Source organism: Qipengyuania sp. SS22, assembly GCF_025736935.1.
Taxonomy (GTDB): domain Bacteria; phylum Pseudomonadota; class Alphaproteobacteria; order Sphingomonadales; family Sphingomonadaceae; genus Qipengyuania.
Map to the genome: position 1 here is coordinate 532757 of NZ_CP107048.1, position 22967 is coordinate 555723.

Sequence of the window (22967 nt, forward strand, 5' to 3'; positions counted from 1 at the left end):
CCAACCCTGCTTGTCGCGGATCATCGGCGTCTGACATCGCTCGCAATTTGTGCGAAAATTCATGCCGTCGTCCCAAACGCGGCGGCGGTTCACGCGGTGACCAACCACATTGCATATTACAATGTCGATCATTGCATTCACTCCCCAAGGAAATCTCTGATCCTCTTCCCGAGCGGCTGCACCGGTAACCTTGGTTAACGTCGATTGATTGTAACCCCGCGCCATCCACATGACTTTGGGACCCGGCGTTGCGTTGCGGGACAGGGCTCACCATATTCCTTTTCGAACGGCCACAGATGGCTTCGATTTGGAATTTGATTGATGACCCAGACCTATCCCCTCCTTCCCCTGCGCGACATCGTGGTGTTCCCCGGCATGGTGGTCCCGCTGTTTGTCGGCCGGGACAAGTCGGTGGCCGCGCTCGAAGCCGCGATGGAAGGCAGCAAAGACATCTTCCTCCTCGCGCAGCTTGATCCCGGATGCGACGATCCGGAACGCGACGACCTGTTCGATGTCGGCGTGGTGGCGCAGGTCCTGCAATTGCTCAAACTTCCCGACGGGACCGTTCGGGTGCTCGTCCAGGGCAGTTCGCGCGCGCAGCTCGAGCAGCTGAGCGAACGCGGCGAACATGTCGAAGCGGCAGTTTTGATGAACGATGCGGTGACCGCTTCGGGCAGCGAAGTCGTGGCGATGATGCGCCAGGTGGTCGAACAGTTCGGCGAATACGCCAAGCTCAACAAGAAGCTTGGCGAGGAAGCCGCCGAACAGCTTGGCGATATCGACGACGCCGGTGAACTGGCCGACACGATTGCCGCGGCGATCAATGCCAAGGTATCCGACAAGCAGGCGCTGCTGGTCGAGAAGGATCCGCTCAAGCGGCTCGAAATGGTTATGTCCTTTATGGAGGGCGAACTGTCGGTGCTGCAGGTCGAGCGCCGTATCCGTGGCCGGGTGAAGCGGCAGATGGAGAAGACCCAGCGCGAATATTACCTCAACGAGCAACTGAAGGCGATCCAGAACGAGCTTGGCGGCGACGAGGACGGCAGCAATGAGATTGCCGAACTGACCGAGAAGATCGGCAAGACCAAGCTCAGCAAGGAAGCGCGCGAAAAGGCCGAGGCCGAGCTCAAGAAGCTCAAAGCGATGCAGCCGATGAGCGCCGAGGCGACTGTCATCCGCAACTACCTCGACGTTCTGCTCGGGTTGCCCTGGGGCAAGAAGAGCAAGGTCAAGAAAGACATTGGCGAAGCGCAGCAGGTGCTCGATGCCGATCATTACGGGCTCGAGAAGGTCAAGGACCGGATCATCGAATATCTCGCGGTGCAGGCGCGCACGCGCAAGCTGAAGGGGCCGATCCTGTGCCTCGTCGGCCCGCCGGGCGTCGGCAAGACCTCGCTCGGCAAGAGCATCGCCAAGGCGACCGGCCGCGAGTTCGTGCGTCAGTCGCTGGGCGGTGTGCGCGACGAAGCAGAAATCCGCGGCCACCGGCGCACCTATATCGGTTCACTGCCGGGCAAGATCGTCACTAATTTAAAGAAGGCGGGCAAAATCAACCCGCTGTTCCTGCTCGACGAGATCGACAAGCTGGGCCAGGATTTCCGCGGCGATCCGGCATCGGCGCTGCTCGAGGTGCTCGACCCCGAACAGAACAGCAAGTTCCAGGATCACTATCTCGAGCTCGACCTCGATTTGTCGGACATCATGTTCGTCACCACGGCGAACAGCCTGAACCTGCCGCAGGCCTTGCTCGACCGGATGGAGATCATCCGGCTGGAAGGCTACACTGAGGACGAGAAGGTCGAGATTGCCAAGCGTCACCTGTTGCCCAAGCAGATCGGCGAGCATGGCCTGAAGGCCGGCGAATTCGAACTGACCGAGGATGGCCTGCGCGACCTGATCCGCTATTACACGCGCGAGGCGGGCGTCCGCACGCTCGAGCGTGAACTGGCACGGCTGGCACGCAAGAGCCTGCGCAAGATCCTCGAAAAGGAAGTCGAGAGCGTCACGATCACTCCCGACAACCTCAGTGACTTTGCCGGAGTGCGCAAGTTCAAGCACGGCATGGGTGAGGACGAGGCGCAGGTCGGCGCGGTCACCGGTCTGGCGTGGACCGAGGTGGGCGGCGAATTGCTCACCATCGAAAGCGTCACCACGACGGGCAAGGGCGAAATCAAGACGACCGGCAAGCTGGGCGAAGTGATGAACGAAAGCGTCGCCGCGGCTTTCAGCTTCGTGAAGGCGCGCGCGCCGCATTACGGTATTAAGCCGAGCCTGTTCCACCGCCGCAATATCCATATCCACCTCCCCGAAGGCGCGGTGCCCAAGGACGGGCCGAGCGCGGGTGTGGGCATGGTCACCTCGATCGTCTCGACGCTGTCCGGTGTTCCGGTTCGGCCCGATGTGGCGATGACCGGCGAAGTGACGCTACGCGGCCGCGTGCTGGCGATCGGCGGACTTAAGGAAAAGCTGCTTGCAGCTTTGCGGGGCGGGATCAAGAAGGTCCTCATTCCCGAGGAGAACGTGAAGGATCTCGCCGAGATCCCCGGCAATGTGAAGGACGGACTGGAAATCATCCCGGTCAGCCATGTCGACGAGGTGCTCGCGCAGGCACTGTGCAGCGTGCCCGAACCAATCGAATGGACCGAGGCCGACGATCTCGCGAGCCAGCCGAGCCACGCACATCCAGCCCCGCTGCCGACTGCGCATTAACAAAAGATGTGCTGCATTGCAGCGACTCGGACAGGCTCTGCGGTATGCCGGGGCCTGTCCTGCCGTTGCAGACCGCGCATCCGAATGGTGAATGAGTGCTTCACCCTGAAATTAACCGCTTCAGCTTCGGAAGTCGCCGTTTTTAGCCGAATTTGCCTTTGACAGTGCGGGCAAAAAACTCTCAATTTGTGCGTCTTCGCCGAGGCGATTCAGCCAATACGATTTCCTGATAAGAACAAGGGGGTTTTCCTGATGAATAAGAACGACCTGATTAGCGCAGTTTCCGATTCCAGCGGCCTTTCCAAGAGCGATGCAGCCAGCGCCGTCGAAGGCGTGTTCGATGCCATCACCAAGGCCCTGTCGAGCGGCGACGAAGTGCGCCTGGTCGGCTTCGGCACGTTTTCGGTAGCCAAGCGCAAGGCCTCGACTGGCCGCAACCCGCGTACCGGTGAACCGATGACGATCAAGGCATCCAACCAGCCCAAGTTCAAGGCTGGCAAGGGTCTCAAGGACGCAGTCAACTAAGCCGGTTTTCCTCACCGGAGCATCGCCACGCCTCGCGGTGCGACAACGGGATCGAACTTCGCCGCGCATTCCAACCCGGAATGCGCGGCGTTTTCGTATCGATCAGTCGAAGGCGATCAGCGCGGTCGGTGCCTGCTGCGTTGTCGGTCCTATTTTCCACGAGAGCGACTGGCCCGCAGCATGCGGGGCAGGGCCTTCGTCGGTATTGTTGGCCAGCACGCGGCCATCGGTCACGATGGTGAAGGTCCCTTCGGGCATGACGATCTGCGGAATTTCCCCGCCTTCATCGGCTTCGGCCATGGCTGCCATCGCCGCCAGCGAGCCGCCACCAAACATCGGATTGGTGTCTTGTTGCCGGCTGAAGCCTGGCGCATCGACGCGGACTTGCGCCCCATCGCGCAGGTTGATGCTGACAAACGCATTGGCGGCCAGCATCCCCTCGATCGTGGGGAAGGTGAAGTCATGTGTGAGGGTGCCGGAGATGGCGAACGCCACGTCGAACACGCCATCGCCCTTATAGGTAACCCGCTGCCAACCGCGCTGGCGTTCGAGCCGTGCGGCCAGCTCCTGTGCCGCTTGCGGGTCCGCCGGATCGATGCCGCCCATGACGGCGCGCATCTTCTCGGCCTCGCGGGCCTGTTCGGCGCGGCGATCCTCTGCCCCTGCGTCCCATTCCGCCTGTTGCTCGGCAATCTCCGCCTCCGAACATTCGGCCATTTCGAAATCGGCGTCATAACATTCCGCGACGAAGCTTTCGTCGCTGTTGTTGGCCATGTCGGCAAGCCTGCTCAGCGCGAGCATCTGGATTTCACCATCGTAGGTGAAGGCGAACTCGTCATCGGCGAACAGCTTCAATTCGCTGGTGAACTTGCCGGGTGACAACAGACAGCCGGCTAGCAGCAGCGGAGCCAGCAAAGCGATCAGAATGCGTTTCATATGGTTTCCCCCCATTCGAATACATCTACCTCGTGGCGACGGCGTAAAGCGCGATCGCGCCGGCATTCGAGACATTGAGGCTCTCGATCTGGTCGCCGATCGGCAGCTTGGCCAGCGCATCGCAATGCGATTCGATATTCTGTCGCATGCCTTCGCCTTCCGCGCCCAGCACCAGCGCAACCGGCCCCGCCGGCAGCGCGTCTGCAAGCGTTGCCTCTGCCGCGCCGGTCAGGCCGATACGCCAATATCCGGCCTCGGCAATCTGTTCGAGCGCGCGAGCGAGATTGATCACGCGGACCCAGGGTACGGTCTCGAGCGCACCCGATGCGGATTTGGCGATCACCCCGCCTTCGGGCGGCGCATGGCGATCCTGCGTGACCAGCGCCGCTGCCCCGAAAGCCGCAGCCGAGCGCAAGATCGCGCCGACATTATGCGGATCGGTAACCTGATCGAGCACGATGATCGGGCGGGTGGGTTCGCTGTCGAGCACCTCGTCGAGATGGATGTCCTCCAGCGCGGCACATTCGAGCACCAGCCCCTGGTGCGGGGCATCCTTGGCGACCATCCGGGCCAGATCGGCGACATCGGCATATTCGATCGGGAAGTCGGCGGGCAGTTCGCCATCAAGCGTGTCGATCGCTTCGCGCGTCGCCCACAGCTTCTGGTGGACCCGGTCGGGGTTCTTGAGCGCGGCTTCCACCGCATGGCGCCCCCACAGCCGGACCTGCCCGGTGCTCGCGCGCCCGCTGCCCCGGCCACCCTTCATTCGTCCTGCCCGTCCACGGAGCGCGCGCCTGCGTTCGCCTTTGGCCATCAAATTCGTCCTGTCTGCATCATTGGTTGCGGCCTGTGCCAGCGAGGGCATTGACAGGCAAGCATCGCTTCGCCAAAGGGGCGCCTCTCGGCACGGGGTCGGCTTGTCGATCCCTCGATTTCCTCAGTGAAATGGCCCGTGTGGACAGGTGGCCGAGTGGTTAAAGGCAGCAGACTGTAAATCTGCCCGCGCAAGCGTACGCTGGTTCGAATCCAGCCCTGTCCACCACCGCCATCCCTTCGAATACTCTCATACCCTCTGACGCTGTCGGTCACCCCGGCGGCAAGCGGTGATCGAAGTTAGCCCGCGCGTAGCTCGAGGTCGGCGCGGTCGCGGAGGATGATTTCGCGGCGCGAGGGGAGTTCGATTGCCCCGTCGCTTCGCAGGCGGGTCAATTGGCGGCTGACCGTTTCTATCGTGAGGCCAAGCACATCGGCGATCTGCTGCCGTGACACGGGTAGGGTCAGGCTCGTCTGTTTGCCCGGAACGCCGTTGCCCAGCCGGTCGGCCATTTCGAGCAGGAAGCTGGCGACCTTCTGTTCGGCATTCATGCGGCCGAGCAGCAGCATCCAGCGCCGGGTCCGGTCGAGTTCGCTGAGCGTGCGTTCGAGCAATTTGTGTTCGAGGCGCGGATGCTCGCGTGCGAAATGGTCGAAGTCCGCGCGTTCGAACACACAGATTTGCGCCTCCGTCAGCGCCTCGACGCCATAAGGCGTGATTTTTCCGAAGGGGCGGCCGAGGAAATCGGAGGGATAGACCAGACCGAGGATCTGCTCCTTGCCATCGGCCGAGTGCGACGAGAGTTTGAGCACGCCCTCGATCACATTGGCGACCAGCACCGCCTCGTCACCTTCCCACATCAGCTGTTCGCCCGCTGCCAGGGTGCGGCGCCGTCCGATGGTGTTGAGCATGTCGATCTCGCGCTCGTCCAGCTCGGCGCAGATCGCGCGGTTGCGAATGGCGCAGCTATCGCAAAAGTTGCGGGCGCGCGAGGGCTGCATATCGTGCATGCCGCCAGCAGTATCGGGTGCCCGCCGCGATGCCAAGGCATGTCTGCGCCGCGGCAGGGGCGAAACTTGCGGGATGGCCGGAGCCGGACTAACCAGCCGGGATGAGTCACGATAGCAATATGACCGGGCGCCCCGTCATCTCCTCCACCGGGCTATTCACGCCTGAAGAAACGATCACCAACGAAGAGCTCGTCGAAAGCTACAATCGCTACGTCGAGATATTCAACACCGACAATGCGGAGGCCATTGCATCGGGGGAAGTCGATGCGCTTCAGCCCAGTTCGGTCGAATTCATCGAAAAGGCGAGCGGAATCAAGGCGCGCCATGTAATGACCAAGGCGCCCATCCTCGATCCGGAAATCATGGCGCCGCGGCTGCGCGAGCGGTCGAACGACGAACTGTCGGTGATGGCGGAGATCGGCGTAAAGGCGGCGCGGCAGGCGCTCGAGCGGGCGGGCCGCGATGTTGCGGATGTCGATGCGGTGCTGTGCGCGGCGTCCAACATGGAACGCGGCTACCCGGCGATGGCGATCGAAATCCAGCAGGTGCTGGGCATCGACGGCTTCGGCTTCGATATGAATGTCGCCTGCTCCTCGGCGACCTTCGGCATCCAGACCGCGGCCGACTATATCCGTTCGGGCAACGCCAGAAGCGTGCTCGTGGTTAGCCCGGAGATTACCAGCGGCCATCTCAACTGGCGCGATCGCGACAGCCATTTCATCTTTGGCGATGTGGCCACGGCGGTGCTGGTCGAAGATGTCGCTGTGGCGCCCAAGGAGCATTGGGACATTCTCGGTACGCGGCTGAAGACGGTGTTCTCGAACAACATCCGCAACAATTTCGGCTTCCTCAACCGCGCTTCGCCCGAGGGTGAGGGCAAGCCGGACAAGTTATTCGTCCAGGAAGGCCGCAAGGTGTTCAAGGAAGTCGTCCCCATGGTGGCCGAGATGATCGTCACCGAAGCCGAGAGGCTGGGCATCGAACCGCAGGCGCTGAGGCGGCTGTGGCTGCACCAGGCCAATGCCGGGATGAACCGCCTGATCGCACAGCGCGTGCTGGGCCACGAGGCCACGCCGGACGAGAGTCCGACGGTGCTCGATACCTATGCGAACACGTCGAGCGCGGGTTCAATCATCGCGTTCCACAAGCATAATGAAGACCTTGCCGCAGGTGATACGGGGCTGATTTGCAGCTTCGGCGCGGGCTATTCGGCGGGTGCGGTGTTCGTGCGCAAGGTGGCATAACATCTTGTGACTGCTGGCCGCAGGCCCTACGTGGCCGACATGGCAGGTGATTTACTCGACAATCGTGGCCGCGGCGATGTTCGCTGGTCATGGCCCCCGATCCATCCCGAAGGTCGCAAGTTCGGCGTCATCGCGGTGCTTGTCAGCCTTGTGTTCCTGATCGGTCTCGATTGGGAAATCATCGGCTGGCCACTGTTGCTGTTGTCACTTGGCGTGTTCGCGTTCTTCCGCGATCCCGAGCGCGTGGTGCCGCAGGACGACAATCTGATCGTCGCCCCGGCCGATGGCCTGGTGTCGTTGATCGCCGAAGTCGAACCGCCCGAGGAATTGATGATCGACGATGGCAGCGGCCACGCCGGTTTGACGCCTGGCCCGGTCACGCGCATTTCGATTTTCATGTCGGTGTTCGATGTCCACATCAACCGCACACCGATCGCCGGGACCGTGCGCCGGGTGGTCTATATTCCCGGCAGCTTCGTCGATGCGGGCCTCGACAAGGCGAGCGACGAAAACGAACGCCAGCATGTCCTGATCGAACGGATGGACGGGCAGAAGATCGGCTTCACGCAGATCGCCGGCCTCGTCGCGCGGCGGATCGTGCCCTTCGTAAAGCCCGGCGACAGTGTGGGCGTGGGCCAGCGGATCGGCCTGATCCGCTTCGGCAGCCGGGTCGATGTCTATCTGCCCGCCGGGACCGATTCTAGGGTCCTGCTCGGCCAGAAGGTCATAGCGGGTGAGACCGTGCTGGCCGAAATCGGTTCGCAGCGGCTGATCGAGGGCGTGTCGCAGTGACTGTCCCCAGCGCCGACCCGGAGGGCGGAGCCCGCCTCGGCCCGAAGGCGACGGAAGACGAACAACCCACCGAAGTTCACACGCGGGCGCTGACCCTGCGCGCGATGATCCCCAATGCGATTACCGCGGCGGCGCTGTGTTCGGGCCTGACCGGTATCCGCTTCGCGATCGACGAGAACTGGTCCGCTGCAGTGGTGGCAGTGATCATCGCCGGAATCCTGGACGGCATCGACGGACGGATTGCGCGCGCGCTCAAGGCGCAGTCGCGGTTCGGTGCGGAACTCGACAGCCTCGCCGATTCGCTGAGCTTCGGCACTGCGCCGGCGATCATCGTCTTCCTGTGGTCGCTGGTGGCCGAGCCCCGGCTCGGCTGGTTTGCCGCGCTGGCGTTTGCGATCTGCTGCGCGCTGCGCCTGGCGCGCTTCAATGCGCAGATCGATGTGTCCGAGCAGCCGCACAAATCGCTTGGCTTCCTGACCGGCGTTCCCGCACCGATCGGGGCAGGGCTCGCCTTTTCCCCGTTCTATCTGTGGATGGCCACCGGTCTCGACGTGCTTCGCCATCCGCTGCTGGTAGGCATCTGGCTGACCGTCATCGCTCTGCTGATGATTTCAAACATGGCCACACCGAGCTGGACGTCGCTGCGTCCGCGCCGCGGAATACGGCTGGAAGTGCTGGCTTTCGTCGGCCTGACCTTCGCCGCGCTGCTGGTCGAACCCTGGTGGACGCTGAGTGCCATTTGCGCCGGGTATCTGCTGCTGCTGCCTTACAGCCTGCTGCGCTATTCGCGGGTCAAGCGGCGTAGCTGACCTTGCCGCCGGAAGAACGCACCGTACCCGACCGATCGAACGCGGCCTGAGAGCCGGCAGTCGTTGCCGGTCGCAGTGCTGGCAAGGGGGCGGGCGCGCCCTTCAACTCACCCCGCAGACGAGCGAAAGCGGACCACCAGCGCAGCCCGCTGTCGGCGAGCACGGTCGCCGTTGCCAGGCCGATGGCAGCGAGGAGGATAATGAGGAACAATGCGAACATCGCGAAATCTCCCTGCCCGGTTGCCGAGAAGCCTGTTGACAGACCGGGGAAATCTAGTGGAAAACCCGTAGCGCCCGCCGGAGGTTCCGGCGAATGAGAACAATGTTCTCTTTTTGTTCTCAAGTGTCAAGCGTTTTCCCGTTCGGCTCCGCATTTTTTGCGGTAAATCGAGTCTGGATTTTCCCACCTATCGACGCTAAGTGCGCGCGGTCCGCAGCGGATTCGGCCGATTATCGGCTGCAGCGCAGCGGGCAAATCCACATGGAAGGCGCACATACCGGTGCCCGCCGCGGGACATGACCGCATTCGGGTTCCAGCTTTCCAGAGGCATAACCGGAAAGGAATTTACTTATGGCGGCTCCTACCGTCACGATGCAGGAACTGATCGAGGCCGGCACGCACTTCGGCCACCAGACCCACCGCTGGAACCCGCGCATGAAGCCGTATATTTTCGGCGCGCGCAACGGCATCCACATCATCGACCTGTCGCAGACCGTACCGCTTTTCGCGCGCGCGCTCGACTTCATCCAGCAGACGGCCCGTTCGGGCGGCAAGGTGCTGTTCGTCGGTACGAAGCGGCAGGCGCAGGACGCGATCCGCGAAGCCGCGCTCGCTTCGGGCCAGCACTTCGTCAACCATCGCTGGCTCGGCGGCATGCTGACCAACTGGAAGACCATCAGCGAACGCATCAAGTACCTCAAGACGCTTGACGAGCGCCTGTCGGGTGACACTGCGGGCCTGACCAAGAAGGAAGTGCTCGACCTGACCCGCAAGCGGGACAAGCTCGAAATGTCGCTCGGCGGCATTCGCAACATGGGCGGCATTCCCGACGTGATGTTCGTGATCGATGCCAACATGGAAGACCTGGCGATCAAGGAAGCCAACGTTCTCGGCATCCCCGTGGTTGCGGTGCTCGACACCAATGTCGATCCCGAAGGCATCTCCTTCCCGATCCCGGGCAATGACGACGCGGCCCGCGCCATCCGTCTGTATTGCGATGCAGTCGCCAATGCCGCCAAGAGCGGCAAGGGTGACGGCGTGCAGGATTCGGGTGCCGATGTTGGCGCGATGGAAAACCCGCCGGAAGAAACCGTCGAGGCCTGAGCCCTCGATTGACCGGGCGCCATCACGCGCCCGTCACAAAGCGGAGTTAAGCGCCGGGCCGCCCATCAGCTGGCCCGGTGCCCGCACACCATACCAAGAAGGAAACGACCATGGCTGCATTCACTGCTGCTGACGTAAAGGCCCTGCGCGAGAAGACCGGCGCGGGCATGATGGACGCCAAGAAGGCCCTCGAAGGCGCGAATGGCGATATCGAAGCCGCGGTCGACGCACTGCGCGCCAAGGGCCTCGCCACCGCCCAGAAGAAGTCGAGCCGCACTGCGGCCGAAGGTCTGGTCGGCGTGGCCGTCGAAGGCACCAAGGGCGTTGCCGTCGAAGTGAACTCGGAAACCGACTTCGTCGCCAAGAACGACAAGTTCCAGGACTTCGTCCGCAAGACCACGCAGGTCGCGCTGAACGTCTCGGGCGACGACATCGAAACGCTCAAGGCTGCTTCCTATCCCGATGGCGGCACCGTTTCGGACAAGCTGACCGACAATGTCGCAACCATCGGTGAGAACCAGCAGGTTCGCCGCATGAAGACCGTTTCGGTCACCAACGGCGTGATCGTGCCCTACATGCACAACGCGGTTGCACCCGACCTCGGCAAGATCGGCGTTCTCGTCGCACTCGAGAGCGAAGGCGATACCGCCAAGCTCGAAGAGCTCGGCAAGAAGCTGGCCATGCACATCGCCGCGGCATTCCCGCAGGCGCTGACCGCCGAAGGCCTCGATGCCGACGTGATCGAGCGTGAACGCGCGATCGCCAAGGAAAAGGCTGCCGAAAGCGGCAAGCCCGAAGCCGTCCAAGACAAGATGGTCGAAGGCGCGATCGGCAAGTATGCCAAAGAAAACGCGCTGCTCAGCCAGGTCTTCGTGATGGATAACAAGACCCCCATCGCGCAGGTCGTCGAGCAGGCCGGCAAGGATGCCGGCGCCAAGATCGAGCTGGTGGACTATGTCCGCTTCCAGCTCGGCGAAGGCATCGAGAAGGAAGAAAGCGATTTCGCCGCGGAAGTCGCGGCAGCCGTCGCTGGCTAATCCTGTGTATCGCGCACGATAGGGGGCTGGACCGCCAGCCTTTTATATGCGCAGTTTCCTGTGCCCGATTTTCCGGGTCGCCTGAATTCGGGAGCGGTCGTCGGACTTCGGTTCGGCGGCCGCTCTCGTATGCGGCGGGCGGGTTTTCCCCGCGATCATGCGGTGCCCCCGAAAACGGCGCGCTCGATTTTGCCCTCCACCGCCGATCCCCGGCTTTCCCTTTGCGCGTTTCCTGCTTCATGGCTAAGGACCCGCAACCCCCTACGCTACACGGATCCCTCTCCGCCCATGCCCCTTACGACGATGAAACGTGTCCTCCTCAAGCTTTCGGGCGAGGTGCTGATGGGGGATCAGCAATTCGGGATCGATCCGGCCTTCGTGCTGGAACTCGCGCAGGAAGTGAAGCAGGCGAAGGAAACCGGCCTTGAAATCTGCCTCGTCATCGGTGGGGGCAATATCTTTCGCGGCATGGCCGGTGCAGCGCAGGGGATGGACCGCGCACAGGCCGATTACATGGGCATGCTCGCCACGGTGATGAACGCACTGGCGATGCAGAGTGCGCTCGAACAGATCGGCGTCCAGACCCGCGTGCAAAGTGCGGTGCAGATGGACCAGGTTTGCGAACCGGTTATCCGCCGCCGCGCCGAGCGCCACCTTGAAAAGGGCCGTATCGTGATCTTCGCAGCGGGTGTCGGCGCGCCCTATTTCACCACCGACAGCGGCGCAGCACTGCGCGCGGCGGAAATGAATTGCGATGCGCTGCTGAAGGGCACCAGCGTCGACGGGGTCTATGACAGCGACCCCAAGAAGAACGCGGATGCCAAGCGTTTCGATACCGTGACTTACGGCAAGGTGTTGGCCGATGACCTCAAGGTCATGGACGCCAGCGCCGTCGCGCTGTGCCGCGACAACCAGATTCCGATCGTCGTCTTCTCGATCCGCGACAAGGGCAATCTTGCCCGTGTGCTGAGCGGCGAAGGCGTGCAGACGATCGTCAAGAACTGAACGCAAAGACAAGACAGAGGAAGCCGCCATGGCCAAGTACGACAAAGCCGATATCGAGCGCCGCATGAAAGGCGCCGTCGAAAGCCTCAAGAGCGATCTTGGCGGCCTGCGCACCGGCCGGGCGAACACCAGCCTGCTCGATCCCGTGATGGTCGAGGTCTATGGCTCAATGATGCCGCTCAACCAAGTCGCCACGGTCAGCGCGCCCGAACCGCGCATGCTCAGCGTGCAGGTATGGGATAAGGCCAATGTCACTGCGGTCGAAAAGGGGATCGCCAAGGCCAATCTCGGGCTCAACCCGATGGCCGACGGGCAGAACGTGCGCCTGCCGATGCCCGACCTGACCCAGGAACGGCGCAAGGAACTGGCCAAGCTGGCCGGCCAGTATGCCGAGCAGGCCAAGATCGCCATCCGCAACGTGCGCCGTGACGGGATGGAAGCGCTCAAGGATGACGAGAAGAAGAAGGCGATCTCGGAAGACGAGCGCAAGCGCGGCGAGGATGAAGTGCAGAAGCTGACCGACACCTATGTCGCCGAAGCCGATGCCACCGCTGCGCAGAAGGAAAAGGAAATCCTGACGCAGTAAGGCGGACAGGACGCGGAGTGAAAGGATGACTGGGGAAGGGGCGAGCGCCCGCCATGTGGCCATCATCATGGATGGCAACGGCCGCTGGGCGAAGCGCAAGCATCTGCCCCGTGCGATGGGGCATCGCAAGGGTGTGGAAGCGGTGCGCGAACTGGTGCGCGGCCTCCAAGACACTTCAATCGAGTGCCTGACGCTTTACGCCTTCAGCAGCGAGAACTGGAAACGGCCTGAGGAAGAGGTCGATGACCTGATGAACCTGATGCGCAAGTTCATCAAATCCGACCTACCCGAATTCGTCGCCAATGACGTCAGGCTGCATATTCTCGGTGACTGGCGCGGACTTGCACCCGATATCGTCGAAATGCTCGAAGATGCCTTGGAGCAGACCGTGCAGGGTTCGCGCACGCTGGCAGTGGCGTTGAATTACGGGTCGCATGCCGAGATCGTCCAGGCGGCGCGGCAGGCAGCGGCCGAGGGCGAGATCACCGAAGCCGGCATTGCCCGGCATCTCTACAGTGCGGAATTGCCGCCGCTCGACCTGTTGATCCGCACCAGCGGCGAAGTGCGGCTGTCGAATTTCCTCTTGTGGCAAGCGGCTTACGCGGAGATGCTGTTTCTCGACGTGCTGTGGCCGGACTTCACCCCCGAGCATTTGCAGCAGGCGCTGGCCGATTTCGCGGAGAGGGAGAGGCGCTTTGGCGGACGCTGAGACATCTGCGGCATCGCCCGCACGCAAGAATGCCGACCTGCCGGTGCGCGTGCTTTCCGCCGTGGTGATGATCGCATTGGCTGTCGGCGCATTGGTCGCCGGTGCCCCGTGGTTCGGCTGGTTTATCCTCGCCGTCACGCTTGCGACCATGGTCGAGTTTGTCCTGCTGATGGTGAAGGCCACCCCGTCCGTGCCCTACCGCCTCGCCGGTATCCTCGGCGGCGCGATCTATATCGGGCTCGCGGGCTATATGCTGGCGCGGTTTCCGCTGCCGCTGGTGGTCGGCGTCATCGGAGCCGTCGTGTCCGTCGACAGCTTCGCCTATTTCTTCGGTCGCACGCTGGGTGGGCCCAAGATCGCCCCTTCGATCAGCCCATCCAAGACCTGGGCGGGCCTGCTGGGCGGGATCGTCGGTGCGACGGTCTGGATCGCGGTGTGGAGCTATTTCGTCGCCTCGGCCATGCGCGGCGATGCGGCCGCTGTCATCGACAGCACGCAGTTCGTCCAGATGCTCGGGCTCGGCGCGTTGACCGCGGTGGCCGCACAAGCGGGCGATTTTTTTGAAAGCTGGCTCAAACGCAAGGCGGGGGTGAAGGATTCGTCCAGGCTCATACCGGGCCATGGCGGTGTGTTCGACCGGACCGACGGAATGATCCCCGTCGTGCTGCTCGCAGGCGTCCTTCTGGGCGCTGCGCAATGACCCGTTCGATCTCCATCCTCGGCGCGACGGGTTCGGTGGGCGAACAGACGCTCGACCTCATTCGCCGCAATCCCGGCGACTGGAACGTCGTCGCGCTGACCGCCAATTCCAATGTCGCGGGTCTGGCTGCGGCGGCACGTGAGTTCGGTGCCGATATTGCGGTTGTCGCAGACGAGAATTGCCTCGGCGATCTGCGCGATGCGCTTGCCGGCAGCGGGATCGAAGCCGCGGCGGGGCGCAGCGCGCTGTGCGAAGCGGCCTCGCGTCCTGCCGCAATTACCGTCGCCGCAATCGTCGGCTGCGCCGGGCTTGGCCCGGTAATGGCGGCGATCGAGCAGGGCGGCACGATTGCGCTGGCGAACAAGGAAGCGCTGGTGTCTGCGGGCGAGGTGATGACTGCGGCCGTCGCCAAGCACGGTGCCACGCTGCTGCCCGTCGACAGCGAGCACAATGCCATCTTCCAATGCTTGCAGGGCGGCAAGATCGCGGATGTCCGCTCGATCACGCTGACCGCCAGCGGTGGCCCTTTGCGTCTGGTCGAGGATTTGTCCGCAGTGACGCCCGAACAGGCCATTGCGCATCCCAATTGGGATATGGGCGCCAAGATCAGTGTCGACAGCGCCACCATGTTCAACAAGGGCCTCGAACTGATCGAGGCACATCACCTGTTCCCCGTGGGCCTCGACCGGATCCGGATCGTCGTCCATCCGCAGAGCGTGATCCACTCGATGGTAGAATATCGCGATGGCTCGACGCTGGCGCAGCTGGGGCCGTCCGATATGCGCGTACCGATCGCCTCGTGCCTCGCCTGGCCCGCGCGGATGGACACGCCCATGGCCCCGCTAGACTTGCCGGCAATTGGGGAAATGACCTTTTTCGCGCCCGACGAAGACCGCTTTCCTGCGACACGGCTGGCGCGGCAGGCCGCCGAAGCGGGCGGGGCGGTTCCGGCAGTGCTCAATGCCGCGAACGAAATCGCGGTGGCCGCTTTCCTGAAGCGTCAGATTGGGTTCAGCCGGATTGCGGTATTGGTCGAAAGCGTTCTCGATCAGGGTGATTTGCCCCCGGCGCCGCGGACCCTCGAAGAAGTCCTGCGCGTAGACGAAGACGCCCGCACCCGCGCCACCCGCATTCTGGAGCCTGCCTGACCTTGGAACTGAACCTGCCTTTGTGGCTCTATTACGTCGTCGGTTTCCCGCTCTTGCTGGGGCCACTGGTGACGATCCACGAGCTGGGCCATTATCTGGTTGGCCGCTGGTTCGGCGTCCATGCCGAGGCGTTCTCGGTCGGATTCGGCAAAGAACTCTGGGGCTTCACGGACAAACGTGGCACGCGCTGGAAGCTCAGCGCGCTGCCGCTGGGCGGCTATGTCCAGTTCAAGGGTGACATGAACCCCGCAAGCATTCCCGATGCCGAGGCGGCTGCGCAAGCGACCGCGGAAGAGCGCGCGGGAAGCTTCCACCACGCTTCGCTGTGGAAGCGCGCGCTGATCGTTTTTGCGGGGCCTGCCACCAACATCCTGCTGACGCTGGCGATCTTCGCCGGTTTCTTCGCCTTTTACGGCAAGCCGGTTCCGGGCAATCCCGAAGAACAGCTGACCGTCGCCGAATTCGCCGAAATCTCGCCCGCACGCGCGGCGGGAATCGCGATCGGCGACCGCATCGTCGCGGTCGAAAGCGAACGGATCGACGATTTCCGCGACCTCCAGGATTCGATCATGCTCTACCCCGGGCGTACGCTCGACATTACGGTCGAGCGGGGCGGGGCCGAACAGAGCTTCGCCGTGCCCGTCCGCAGCGTCGAGATGGAAGACCGGTTCGGCAATGTTTCCAAGATCGGGTTGATCGGCATTGCGCCGGCCGCCGCCGGCTTCGAGTTCGAGCCGCAGGGCGTGATCGCTTCGCTTGGCCTGGCGGTCGATCATTCGATCGGGATCGTCGACATGATGGTGACTGGTATCGGCCAGATATTCACCGGCGAACGGTCGGTCCAGGAACTGGGCGGCCCGGTCAAGATCGCGAAATTCTCGGGCGAACAGCTCAGTCTCGGTGCGATGGCCTTCATCAATTTCGCGGCGCTGATTTCGCTTAACTTGGCATTCATCAACCTCCTGCCAATTCCGGCGCTCGACGGCGGGCACCTGGCTTTCTACGCGGCAGAAGCTGTCCGCCGGAAGCCGGTCGGTCCCCGTGGAACCGAAGTGGCGTACCGCGCCGGTGTGGCACTCGTGCTCATGCTGATGGTGTTCGTCACAATCAACGATCTGGTGACGCTTCCCGTTTTCGGGAATTAGCCGGGGAAAGGGAGCGGGTAACCGGCAATAGACCGCAGCAAAGCTTGATCGCCACGGACGCATGGGGCAGGGGACGGCAAGGCCGCCCCGCACAACGCGGCCCGATGCCGGATCGGGGCTGCATCAGCCGGGTCTGCTGTAAGTGTAACGAGGACGGGAATCTCCTTGTCGATGACTAATTTTGTTTCTGCCGCCACGCGACGCAACCCTGCCGCGCGGCTGGCTATCGGCCTGCTGGCCGGCACCATGCTTGCCGGCGTGCCCACTACGGTTCTTGCCCAGGAAGAGGCTGCCGCAGTCCCGGCAGTCGCACCGGCGGTTCAGCAGGATGTCGTGCGCACGATCGCTGTCAGCGGTGCCCAGCGTCTCGAGGCGCAGACGATCCTGTCCTACATCAAGCTGCGCCCCGGCGACACGTGGACGCAGGCCGCGGGTGACGAGGTCCTCAAGGACCTCTACGCGACCGAGCTGTTCTCCAGCGCCAATGTGGTCAACAACAATGGCGATGTGGTCATCACCATTGTCGAGAACCCGGTCATCAACCGCATCATCCTCGAAGGCAATCGCCGGTTGAAGAACGACAAGGTACTGCCCGAAATCCGGCTGTCGCCGCGGCAGATATTTACCCGTTCGAAGGTCCGCGCCGACGTGTCCCGCATTATCGAACTGTACAAGCGTCAGGGCCGTTTCGCCGCCACGGTCGAGCCGAAGATGGTCGAGCTGTCGCAGAACCGCGTCGATATCGTGTTCGAGATCAGCGAAGGACCCAAGTCCAAGGTTCGCCAGATCAACATCATCGGCAACGATGCTTTCTCCGACGGGAAGCTGCGCGGCGAGATGCTGACCAAGCAGGCGCGCCTGACCAGCTTCCTCAGCTCGAACACCAGTTACGATCCCGATCGCCTGGCGTTCGACCAGCAGAAGCTGCGCCAGTATTACCTGACCGAAGGCTATGCCGATTTCCGCGTGGTTTCGGCGGTTGCCGAGCTGACCCCCGACAAGCGCGACTTCATCATTACCTATGTCGTCGAGGAAGGCGAGCGGTACAAATTCGGCACGGTCGATGTCGAATCGCAAATCCGCGATTTCGACGATGAGGCGATGACCGCGCGTCTGCCGATGCAGGGCGGCGACTGGTACGATGCCAAGCTGGTCGAGGACACGGTCGAGCAGCTGAGCGAGCTGGCCGGGACCTTCGGTTACGCCTTTGCCGACGTCCAGCCGCAGTTCAGCCGTAACCAGGACACGCTGACGATGGACGTGACCTTCGCCTTGCGCGAAGCACCCCGCGTTTATGTCGAACGGATCGACGTCAACGGCAACACGCTGACGCAGGACAAGGTCGTCCGCCGCGAATTCCGTCTGGCCGAAGGCGATGCCTTCAATTCGCTGTCGGTTGCGCGGTCGACCGCACGCATCAATTCGCTGGGCTATTTCCAGGAAAACTTCGAAATCAACCAGGTCGAGGGCAGCGCCCCCGACCGGATCGTGCTCGAGGCCAATGTCGAAGAGCAGGCGACCGGCGAACTGCAGTTGTCGGCTGGTTTCTCGAGCCTAGAGAGCTTCATTCTTGCGGGCTCGATTCGTCAGCGCAACTTCCGCGGGCGTGGCCAGACGGTCGGCCTCAGCCTGAACTATTCGCGCTATTCGAAGTCGGCGCAGGTGAGCTTTTCCGAACCCTATGTGTTCGATCGCAACATCTCGGCCGGCGTCGACATCTATCGCCGCGACACCAACAGCTTCAACTTCCGTAACAACGAGCGCAACACCACCTTTTCGCAGTCGACCACCGGCGCCCAGCTGCGTGCGGGCGTTCCGTTGACCGAATACACTTCCGCGATTGCGAGCTATACGTTCAACTACGACGACGTCACGCTAGACGAAGGGCTGTATTTCTCGGATCGCGATGGCGACGGGATCGCGACCTGCGATCCGATCCGTGCCAGCCGATATCTGTGCGAGGCGATCGGACAGCGGACCAGCTCGATCGTCGGGCTCACGCTCAATTACAACACGCTCAACAGCCGCCTGCGTCCCACGAGCGGCGAGACGATCAGCTGGACGACCGAACTGGCCGGTCTCGGCGGCGATGTGAAATATGTCCGTTCGCGCGCCCGTGCCGGTAAGTACTGGCCGGTTGGTGCCGGCTTTATTTTCTCGATCACCGGCGAAGGCGGCTGGATCCGCAGCCTCGAGGACAACAATGTTGCCGGGCAGGATGATGTCCGCCTGACCGACCGCTTCTTCCTCGGCGAGCCGCAAATGCGCGGGTTCGACATCCGCGGCGTTGGACCGCGCATCGTGCGCCTTCAGTATCTCAACGAAGATGGCGATGACACGACGCCGCTGGTCCCGCAGACGATTGAGGAAGCGCTCGCCAGCGATAACCGCGTGGACGATGCCTTGGGCGGCAAGGCCTATTACCTTGGTCGGGCCGAACTCGAAATTCCGCTTGGTAGCGGTGCGCGCGAGATGGGCCTGCGTCCGTCGATCTTCCTGGACGTGGGGTCGTTGTTCAGCGTTACCCGCCCGGTTCTGCAGGATTACCCCGATGGCTTGCAAGCCACGGACGGGGACGGCAATCTGATTTATCTGCAGCCCGGCGTAGACGATGAAGGCAACGACATTATCCAGGCAGTAACCAACCGCTTTGCACCCGATGGGACCGAGAACGAGCGTAATGTCATCGCGGGGACCTTCTTCAAGGAAGTGTTCGTCGGTGACAGCCCCGCGCCGCGTATTTCGGTGGGCATTGGCGTGAACTGGAACTCGCCCTTCGGTCCGTTCCGGATCGATGTATCTCACGTGCTCAAGAAGCAGGTCGGAGACGACACCAAGACCTTCTCCTTCAACGTAGGAACGCAATTCTGATGAAACTTTTTGCCAAGACCATTGCTGCCGCCGCGCTTGCGGGCACTGCAGCCATCGCAACTCCCGCCGCCGCGCAGGTGTCGGGCATCGCCACCAGCAGCCCCGAAGCCGTGATCGTGCGCAGCCAGGCGCGCATCACTGCCTACCAGCAGATCGACCAGCAGTATTCGGCGCAGATCGCGCAGATTCGCACGCTGCGCCAGGAAATGCAGACGCTGCAGCAGAGCCTCGATACCGACAACAATGGCCAGCTGAGCCAGGCCGAAGCGCAGGCCAACCCCACGGTCGTGCAGCAGCTCCAGCAGAAGGAACAGCAGCTTGGGCAGGCTTCGCAGCCGATCGTGCTCGCGCAGACCTATGCCATCGAGCAGCTGATCAACGATTACCAGAACGTCCAGCAGCAGGTCATCCAGCAGAAGAACATCCAGCTGCTCCTGAACCCGGATGCGATCCAGTGGGCACCCGAAGCGGTCAATGTGACCAACGACCTCGTCGCTGCGCTCAACCAGCGTATGCCGAGCGTCCAGATCACGCCGCCGGCCGACTGGCGCCCGCGCCAGGAATCGCTGTCCGCGCAGCAGACTGTGTCGCAGGTCCTCCTCGGCGTCGCGCAGCAGCAGGCAGCCCAGCAGGCCGCGCAGCAGCAGCCCGCGCAGCCGACCGGCCGCTAGGTTCGACGACAGGGGCAGGGTGATGAGCGAGATCGGTTTCGACATCGTCGGGGTGCTGAAGCGCCTACCGCATCGCTATCCCCTGCTGCTCGTCGACCGGGTGCAGGAACTGGTCGCCGATGAGCGCATCCACGCGGTCAAGGCTGTCAGCTTCAACGAAGATTTCTTCCAGGGCCATTTCCCCGGCGCGCCGATCATGCCCGGTGTTCTCCAGATCGAGGCGCTGGCGCAGGCCGCCGGCGTACTCGCGGTGGAGAGCCTCGGCCTCGCGGACTCCGGCAAGCTGGTCTATTTTATGGCGATCGAGAACGCCAAGTTCCGCGCGCCCGTGACGCCGGGCGTGCTGCTCGATCTCAAGGCCGAATTCGTCCAGAAGCGCGCGCGCGTGTGCAAGTTCGCCGGCCAGGCATCGGTCGATGGCAAGGTGACCTGCGAAGTGCAGTTCACCGCGATGATCGCCGACGCACCCGAATAGGGTTGTCAATTCGGGCGCTCGCCGCTATGCGCGCGCCTTTCCCATAACAGCTGGACCGGTCGGAACCGTTCCGATGCTAGAAGGACGCTTATCATGAAGGCCGCAGGTCACCCCGATTACCACATGATCACGGTCAAGATGACCGATGGTACCGAATTCCAGACGCGCTCCACCTGGGGCAACGAGGGCGAAACGCTGACGCTCGACATCGATCCGACCAGCCACCCGGCATGGACGGGCGGCACCAAGCAGATCCAGGAAGGCGGCCGCGTCGCAGCCTTCAACAAGCGCTTCGGCGGCCTGTCGCTCAAGAAGGGCTGAGCGCAGCCAACCCCAAGAGTTTACGCAAGGGCGGTCCCGTTGGGGCCGCCCTTTCTCGTTGTGCAAGCACCGCGCGCCGGATAGCTGCGTCACCAGCCCCAGGGCTTCTCGCGGTACCATTTGGTGATCACATATTTGATCCCCTTGCGAACCTTCATCCCGTGATGGAGCGTATTGGGGTTTTCGCGCAGGTCGGCGCGCCGGTTGTTCCAGCAGACCAGCTTCCCCGCCTCGGGCTGGAAGGTCTTGCCGACCGCCTTGAAGCGGGTCGCACCGCCGCCTTCGACCTCGTTCAGATAGATCATGAAGGTCCAGGTCCGCTGGCCCGCGACCGAGCAATAGGTCGCCCAGTCGGCCCCGCCGCGATTGAAATAGTCGCAATGCGGTTTGAACTCCTGCCCCACGTCGTAGCGCTGGCCCTGCAGTGGTTCGCCATGCGCGGGGGCGATCCCGTTGAGATCGTACAGCAGCTTTTCGAGCGTCTCGACAACAGGTACCGCAGTATCAAGGTCACACGTCTCGCTGGTGCGGAAATAGCGGTCATCGCCTGCATCGGCGAGCGTCGAGGGGCGCCGGTCCTGCTCGATCAGCCGGATCAATCCAGCCCGCAGGTCGATGGGGACGAAATCGCGCAATTGGAACAGTTCGATCTTGTCGCTCGGCACGCGTTGCATGCCCTCGCGCGTCAGCAGCATTTCGCTCGAAGATTCGCCCGGTCCCGTCATCACGTTTACGATAACGTGCGCACAACGCGCTTCAACCGCGAAAGAAAATTGCGCACAGCTGCGGCGGTTGCGATTTTCGCTTCCCTATCCGCCTTCATTGTGCAACAGGCACGCGCCGTTGCGCAGGCGGCTTGACGCTGTCCCGCTCATGCGCAACAGCCCCCAATCCCGGGCGGTTCCGGGGGCATGTGGCGATCGTAGCTCAGTTGGTTAGAGCGCCGGTTTGTGGTACCGGAGGTCGCGGGTTCGAACCCCGTCGATCGCCCCATATTCTCCCCCCCCATGACCGTCCATCAGAGCATTTTGGGGACTCGCTGCATGACGGCATTCTGGACCGAAGCGGATTTCGACGATCATGAACTGGTCGAGGTCGTCCGCGATGCGAAAAGCGGCCTGACCGCGATTATCGCGCTCCACTCCACCCATCTCGGTCCCGGGGCCGGTGGCACCCGCTACTGGCACTATGCCGAACCCGCCGCTGCCATGCGCGACGCGCTGCGACTGTCGCGCGGGATGAGCTACAAGAACGCCATGGCAGGCCTGCCGATGGGCGGGGGCAAGGCCGTGATCTTGGCGCAGAAGAATAGTGCCAAGACGCCCGAAATGCTCGCCGCCTTTGCCGATGCGGTGGAGCGTCTCAACGGCCAATATGTCACCGCCGAGGATGTTGGCATTTCCGAAGCCGATATGGCCGCGGTCGCGCAGCGCACGCAATATGTCTCGGGCCTCCCGGTCGAGGGCGAAGACGCCGCTGGCGGCGACCCGGGCCCGTTCACCGCGCTCGGCATCTTCCTCGGCATCAAGGCCGCAGTCCGGCACAAGCTGGGCAAGGACAGCGTCGAAGGCGTGCATGTCGCGCTGCAGGGCACCGGTAGTGTCGGCGGCGGCGTTGCCCGGCTGCTGGCGCGCGATGGGGCCAGGCTGACGCTTTCCGACATCGATGCGGGTCGCGCCGAGACGCTGGCCGCCGAACTCGGCGCCGATACCGCTGCAGCCGATGCAATCATGTCGGTTTCCTGCGACGTTTTCAGCCCCAATGCGCTGGGCGCGATTCTCGACGACGAGGGTATCGCACGGCTCGATTGCCAGATCGTGGCAGGCGGCGCGAACAACCAGATCAAGCGGCCCGAGCATGGCCCGATGCTGGCCGAACGCGGCATTCTCTATGCTCCCGACTATGTGATTAACGCCGGCGGAATCATCTCGGTAACGCTTGAATATCTGTGCCGCCGCGACAAGGCGCCCTGCGATATCAACGAGGTCCGCAAGCGCATCGCGCTGATCCCCGGACGGCTCGAGCAAATCTGGCAGGAAAGCGACGAAACCGGGGTCTCGCCCGACCAGGTTGCCGACCGGATGGCACAGGAACTGATCGGCCGCTGAACTGCGCCCTTGCGAGGCCGGTGGAGCG

The 22967-nt window shown here is 62.9% G+C and carries 23 protein-coding genes and 2 tRNA genes; 20 read left to right on the forward strand and 5 right to left on the reverse strand.

Annotation, left to right across the window (positions count from 1 at the left end; all coding sequences use genetic code 11):
• Window positions 1–321: 321 nt before the first annotated feature.
• The gene (gene lon / locus N6L26_RS02665) at window positions 322–2709 is read left to right on the forward strand and encodes an endopeptidase La (RefSeq protein WP_263606517.1); all 2388 of its coding nucleotides are present in this window, start codon (window positions 322–324) and stop codon (window positions 2707–2709) included.
• A 252-nt stretch (window positions 2710–2961) separates the two neighbouring features.
• Window positions 2962–3234: an HU family DNA-binding protein gene (locus tag N6L26_RS02670; protein ID WP_263606518.1), complete on the forward strand. Its 273-nt coding sequence runs from the start codon at window positions 2962–2964 to the stop codon at window positions 3232–3234.
• Between the two features lie 102 nt (window positions 3235–3336).
• Here N6L26_RS02670 and N6L26_RS02675 read toward each other — a convergent pair whose 3' ends face one another.
• Together N6L26_RS02675 and rlmB are read right to left on the reverse strand one after the other, a co-directional pair.
• The gene (locus tag N6L26_RS02675; protein ID WP_263606519.1) at window positions 3337–4170 is read right to left on the reverse strand and encodes a hypothetical protein; all 834 of its coding nucleotides are present in this window, start codon (window positions 4168–4170) and stop codon (window positions 3337–3339) included.
• 25 nt (window positions 4171–4195) lie between these two features.
• Window positions 4196–4984: a 23S rRNA (guanosine(2251)-2'-O)-methyltransferase RlmB gene (gene rlmB / locus N6L26_RS02680; RefSeq protein WP_263606520.1), complete on the reverse strand. Its 789-nt coding sequence runs from the start codon at window positions 4982–4984 to the stop codon at window positions 4196–4198.
• Between the two features lie 142 nt (window positions 4985–5126).
• Between rlmB and N6L26_RS02685 the strand changes: the two genes are divergently transcribed.
• A tRNA-Tyr gene (locus tag N6L26_RS02685) sits at window positions 5127–5212 on the forward strand.
• Between the two features lie 71 nt (window positions 5213–5283).
• On the opposite strand, the gene N6L26_RS02690 is transcribed toward N6L26_RS02685, so the two are convergent.
• Window positions 5284–5994 (reverse strand): Crp/Fnr family transcriptional regulator, encoded by a 711-nt coding sequence (locus N6L26_RS02690; protein ID WP_263606521.1) that lies wholly within the window; start codon window positions 5992–5994, stop codon window positions 5284–5286.
• A gap of 119 nt (window positions 5995–6113) precedes the next feature.
• Here N6L26_RS02690 and N6L26_RS02695 point away from each other — a divergent pair, with 119 nt between their 5' ends.
• From N6L26_RS02695 to N6L26_RS02705, 3 genes are read left to right on the forward strand one after another with little or no spacing between them, the layout of a single operon-like run.
• Window positions 6114–7238: a beta-ketoacyl-ACP synthase III gene (locus tag N6L26_RS02695; RefSeq protein WP_412071336.1), complete on the forward strand. Its 1125-nt coding sequence runs from the start codon at window positions 6114–6116 to the stop codon at window positions 7236–7238.
• Window positions 7239–7277: 39 nt separating this feature from the next.
• Window positions 7278–8030 (forward strand): phosphatidylserine decarboxylase, encoded by a 753-nt coding sequence (locus tag N6L26_RS02700; RefSeq protein ID WP_263606523.1) that lies wholly within the window; start codon window positions 7278–7280, stop codon window positions 8028–8030.
• A complete protein-coding gene (locus tag N6L26_RS02705) occupies window positions 8027–8839 on the forward strand; it encodes a CDP-alcohol phosphatidyltransferase family protein (protein ID WP_412071337.1) in 813 nt (270 codons plus the stop codon). Before N6L26_RS02700 ends, N6L26_RS02705 begins: the two co-directional genes overlap by 4 nt.
• Here N6L26_RS02705 and N6L26_RS02710 read toward each other — a convergent pair.
• On the reverse strand, window positions 8823–9059 hold the full coding sequence (locus N6L26_RS02710; protein ID WP_263606525.1) for a hypothetical protein: 237 nt from the start codon (window positions 9057–9059) through the stop codon (window positions 8823–8825). The genes N6L26_RS02705 and N6L26_RS02710 overlap by 17 nt on opposite strands.
• A gap of 351 nt (window positions 9060–9410) precedes the next feature.
• Between N6L26_RS02710 and rpsB the strand changes: the two genes are divergently transcribed.
• The 12 genes from rpsB to rpmE all read left to right on the forward strand — a co-directional run bounded on the left by rpsB (window position 9411) and on the right by rpmE (window position 20831).
• Window positions 9411–10163: a 30S ribosomal protein S2 gene (rpsB, locus tag N6L26_RS02715; protein ID WP_263606526.1), complete on the forward strand. Its 753-nt coding sequence runs from the start codon at window positions 9411–9413 to the stop codon at window positions 10161–10163.
• Window positions 10164–10273: 110 nt separating this feature from the next.
• Window positions 10274–11200 (forward strand): translation elongation factor Ts, encoded by a 927-nt coding sequence (tsf, locus tag N6L26_RS02720; protein ID WP_263606527.1) that lies wholly within the window; start codon window positions 10274–10276, stop codon window positions 11198–11200.
• Between the two features lie 288 nt (window positions 11201–11488).
• On the forward strand, window positions 11489–12205 hold the full coding sequence (gene pyrH / locus N6L26_RS02725) for a UMP kinase (RefSeq protein WP_263606528.1): 717 nt from the start codon (window positions 11489–11491) through the stop codon (window positions 12203–12205).
• Between the two features lie 28 nt (window positions 12206–12233).
• Complete coding sequence (gene frr / locus N6L26_RS02730) at window positions 12234–12791, forward strand: ribosome recycling factor (protein WP_263606529.1); 558 nt, start codon at window positions 12234–12236, stop codon at window positions 12789–12791.
• A 25-nt stretch (window positions 12792–12816) separates the two neighbouring features.
• Entirely contained in the window at window positions 12817–13500 is a 684-nt protein-coding gene (gene uppS, locus N6L26_RS02735) for a polyprenyl diphosphate synthase (RefSeq protein ID WP_263606530.1), read from the forward strand.
• Window positions 13487–14200: a phosphatidate cytidylyltransferase gene (locus N6L26_RS02740; RefSeq protein WP_263606531.1), complete on the forward strand. Its 714-nt coding sequence runs from the start codon at window positions 13487–13489 to the stop codon at window positions 14198–14200. The genes uppS and N6L26_RS02740 overlap by 14 nt, the downstream gene beginning before the upstream one ends.
• The gene (gene dxr, locus N6L26_RS02745) at window positions 14197–15348 is read left to right on the forward strand and encodes a 1-deoxy-D-xylulose-5-phosphate reductoisomerase (protein WP_263606532.1); all 1152 of its coding nucleotides are present in this window, start codon (window positions 14197–14199) and stop codon (window positions 15346–15348) included. The genes N6L26_RS02740 and dxr overlap by 4 nt, the downstream gene beginning before the upstream one ends.
• A 2-nt stretch (window positions 15349–15350) precedes the next feature.
• Window positions 15351–16493 carry an RIP metalloprotease RseP gene (rseP, locus tag N6L26_RS02750; RefSeq protein ID WP_263606533.1) on the forward strand — a complete coding sequence of 381 codons (1143 nt, stop codon included), beginning with the start codon at window positions 15351–15353 and terminating at the stop codon, window positions 16491–16493.
• 171 nt (window positions 16494–16664) lie between these two features.
• Window positions 16665–19364, forward strand: a complete 2700-nt coding sequence (bamA, locus tag N6L26_RS02755; protein ID WP_263606534.1) for an outer membrane protein assembly factor BamA — start codon at window positions 16665–16667, stop codon at window positions 19362–19364.
• Window positions 19364–20035: an OmpH family outer membrane protein gene (locus N6L26_RS02760; protein WP_263606535.1), complete on the forward strand. Its 672-nt coding sequence runs from the start codon at window positions 19364–19366 to the stop codon at window positions 20033–20035. The genes bamA and N6L26_RS02760 overlap by 1 nt, the downstream gene beginning before the upstream one ends.
• 22 nt (window positions 20036–20057) lie before the next feature.
• The gene (fabZ, locus tag N6L26_RS02765) at window positions 20058–20510 is read left to right on the forward strand and encodes a 3-hydroxyacyl-ACP dehydratase FabZ (protein ID WP_263606536.1); all 453 of its coding nucleotides are present in this window, start codon (window positions 20058–20060) and stop codon (window positions 20508–20510) included.
• A 93-nt stretch (window positions 20511–20603) separates the two neighbouring features.
• Entirely contained in the window at window positions 20604–20831 is a 228-nt protein-coding gene (gene rpmE / locus N6L26_RS02770; RefSeq protein WP_253516775.1) for a 50S ribosomal protein L31, read from the forward strand.
• Between the two features lie 89 nt (window positions 20832–20920).
• On the opposite strand, the gene N6L26_RS02775 is transcribed toward rpmE, so the two are convergent.
• On the reverse strand, window positions 20921–21556 hold the full coding sequence (locus N6L26_RS02775; protein ID WP_263606537.1) for a prolyl hydroxylase family protein: 636 nt from the start codon (window positions 21554–21556) through the stop codon (window positions 20921–20923).
• Between the two features lie 191 nt (window positions 21557–21747).
• Between N6L26_RS02775 and N6L26_RS02780 the strand changes: the two genes are divergently transcribed.
• Together N6L26_RS02780 and N6L26_RS02785 are read left to right on the forward strand one after the other, a co-directional pair.
• Window positions 21748–21824, forward strand: a tRNA-His gene (locus tag N6L26_RS02780).
• A 50-nt stretch (window positions 21825–21874) separates the two neighbouring features.
• Window positions 21875–22939, forward strand: coding sequence for a Leu/Phe/Val dehydrogenase (locus tag N6L26_RS02785; protein ID WP_263606538.1), 1065 nt, complete (start codon window positions 21875–21877; stop codon window positions 22937–22939).
• The last annotated feature ends 28 nt before the right edge of the window (window positions 22940–22967 follow it).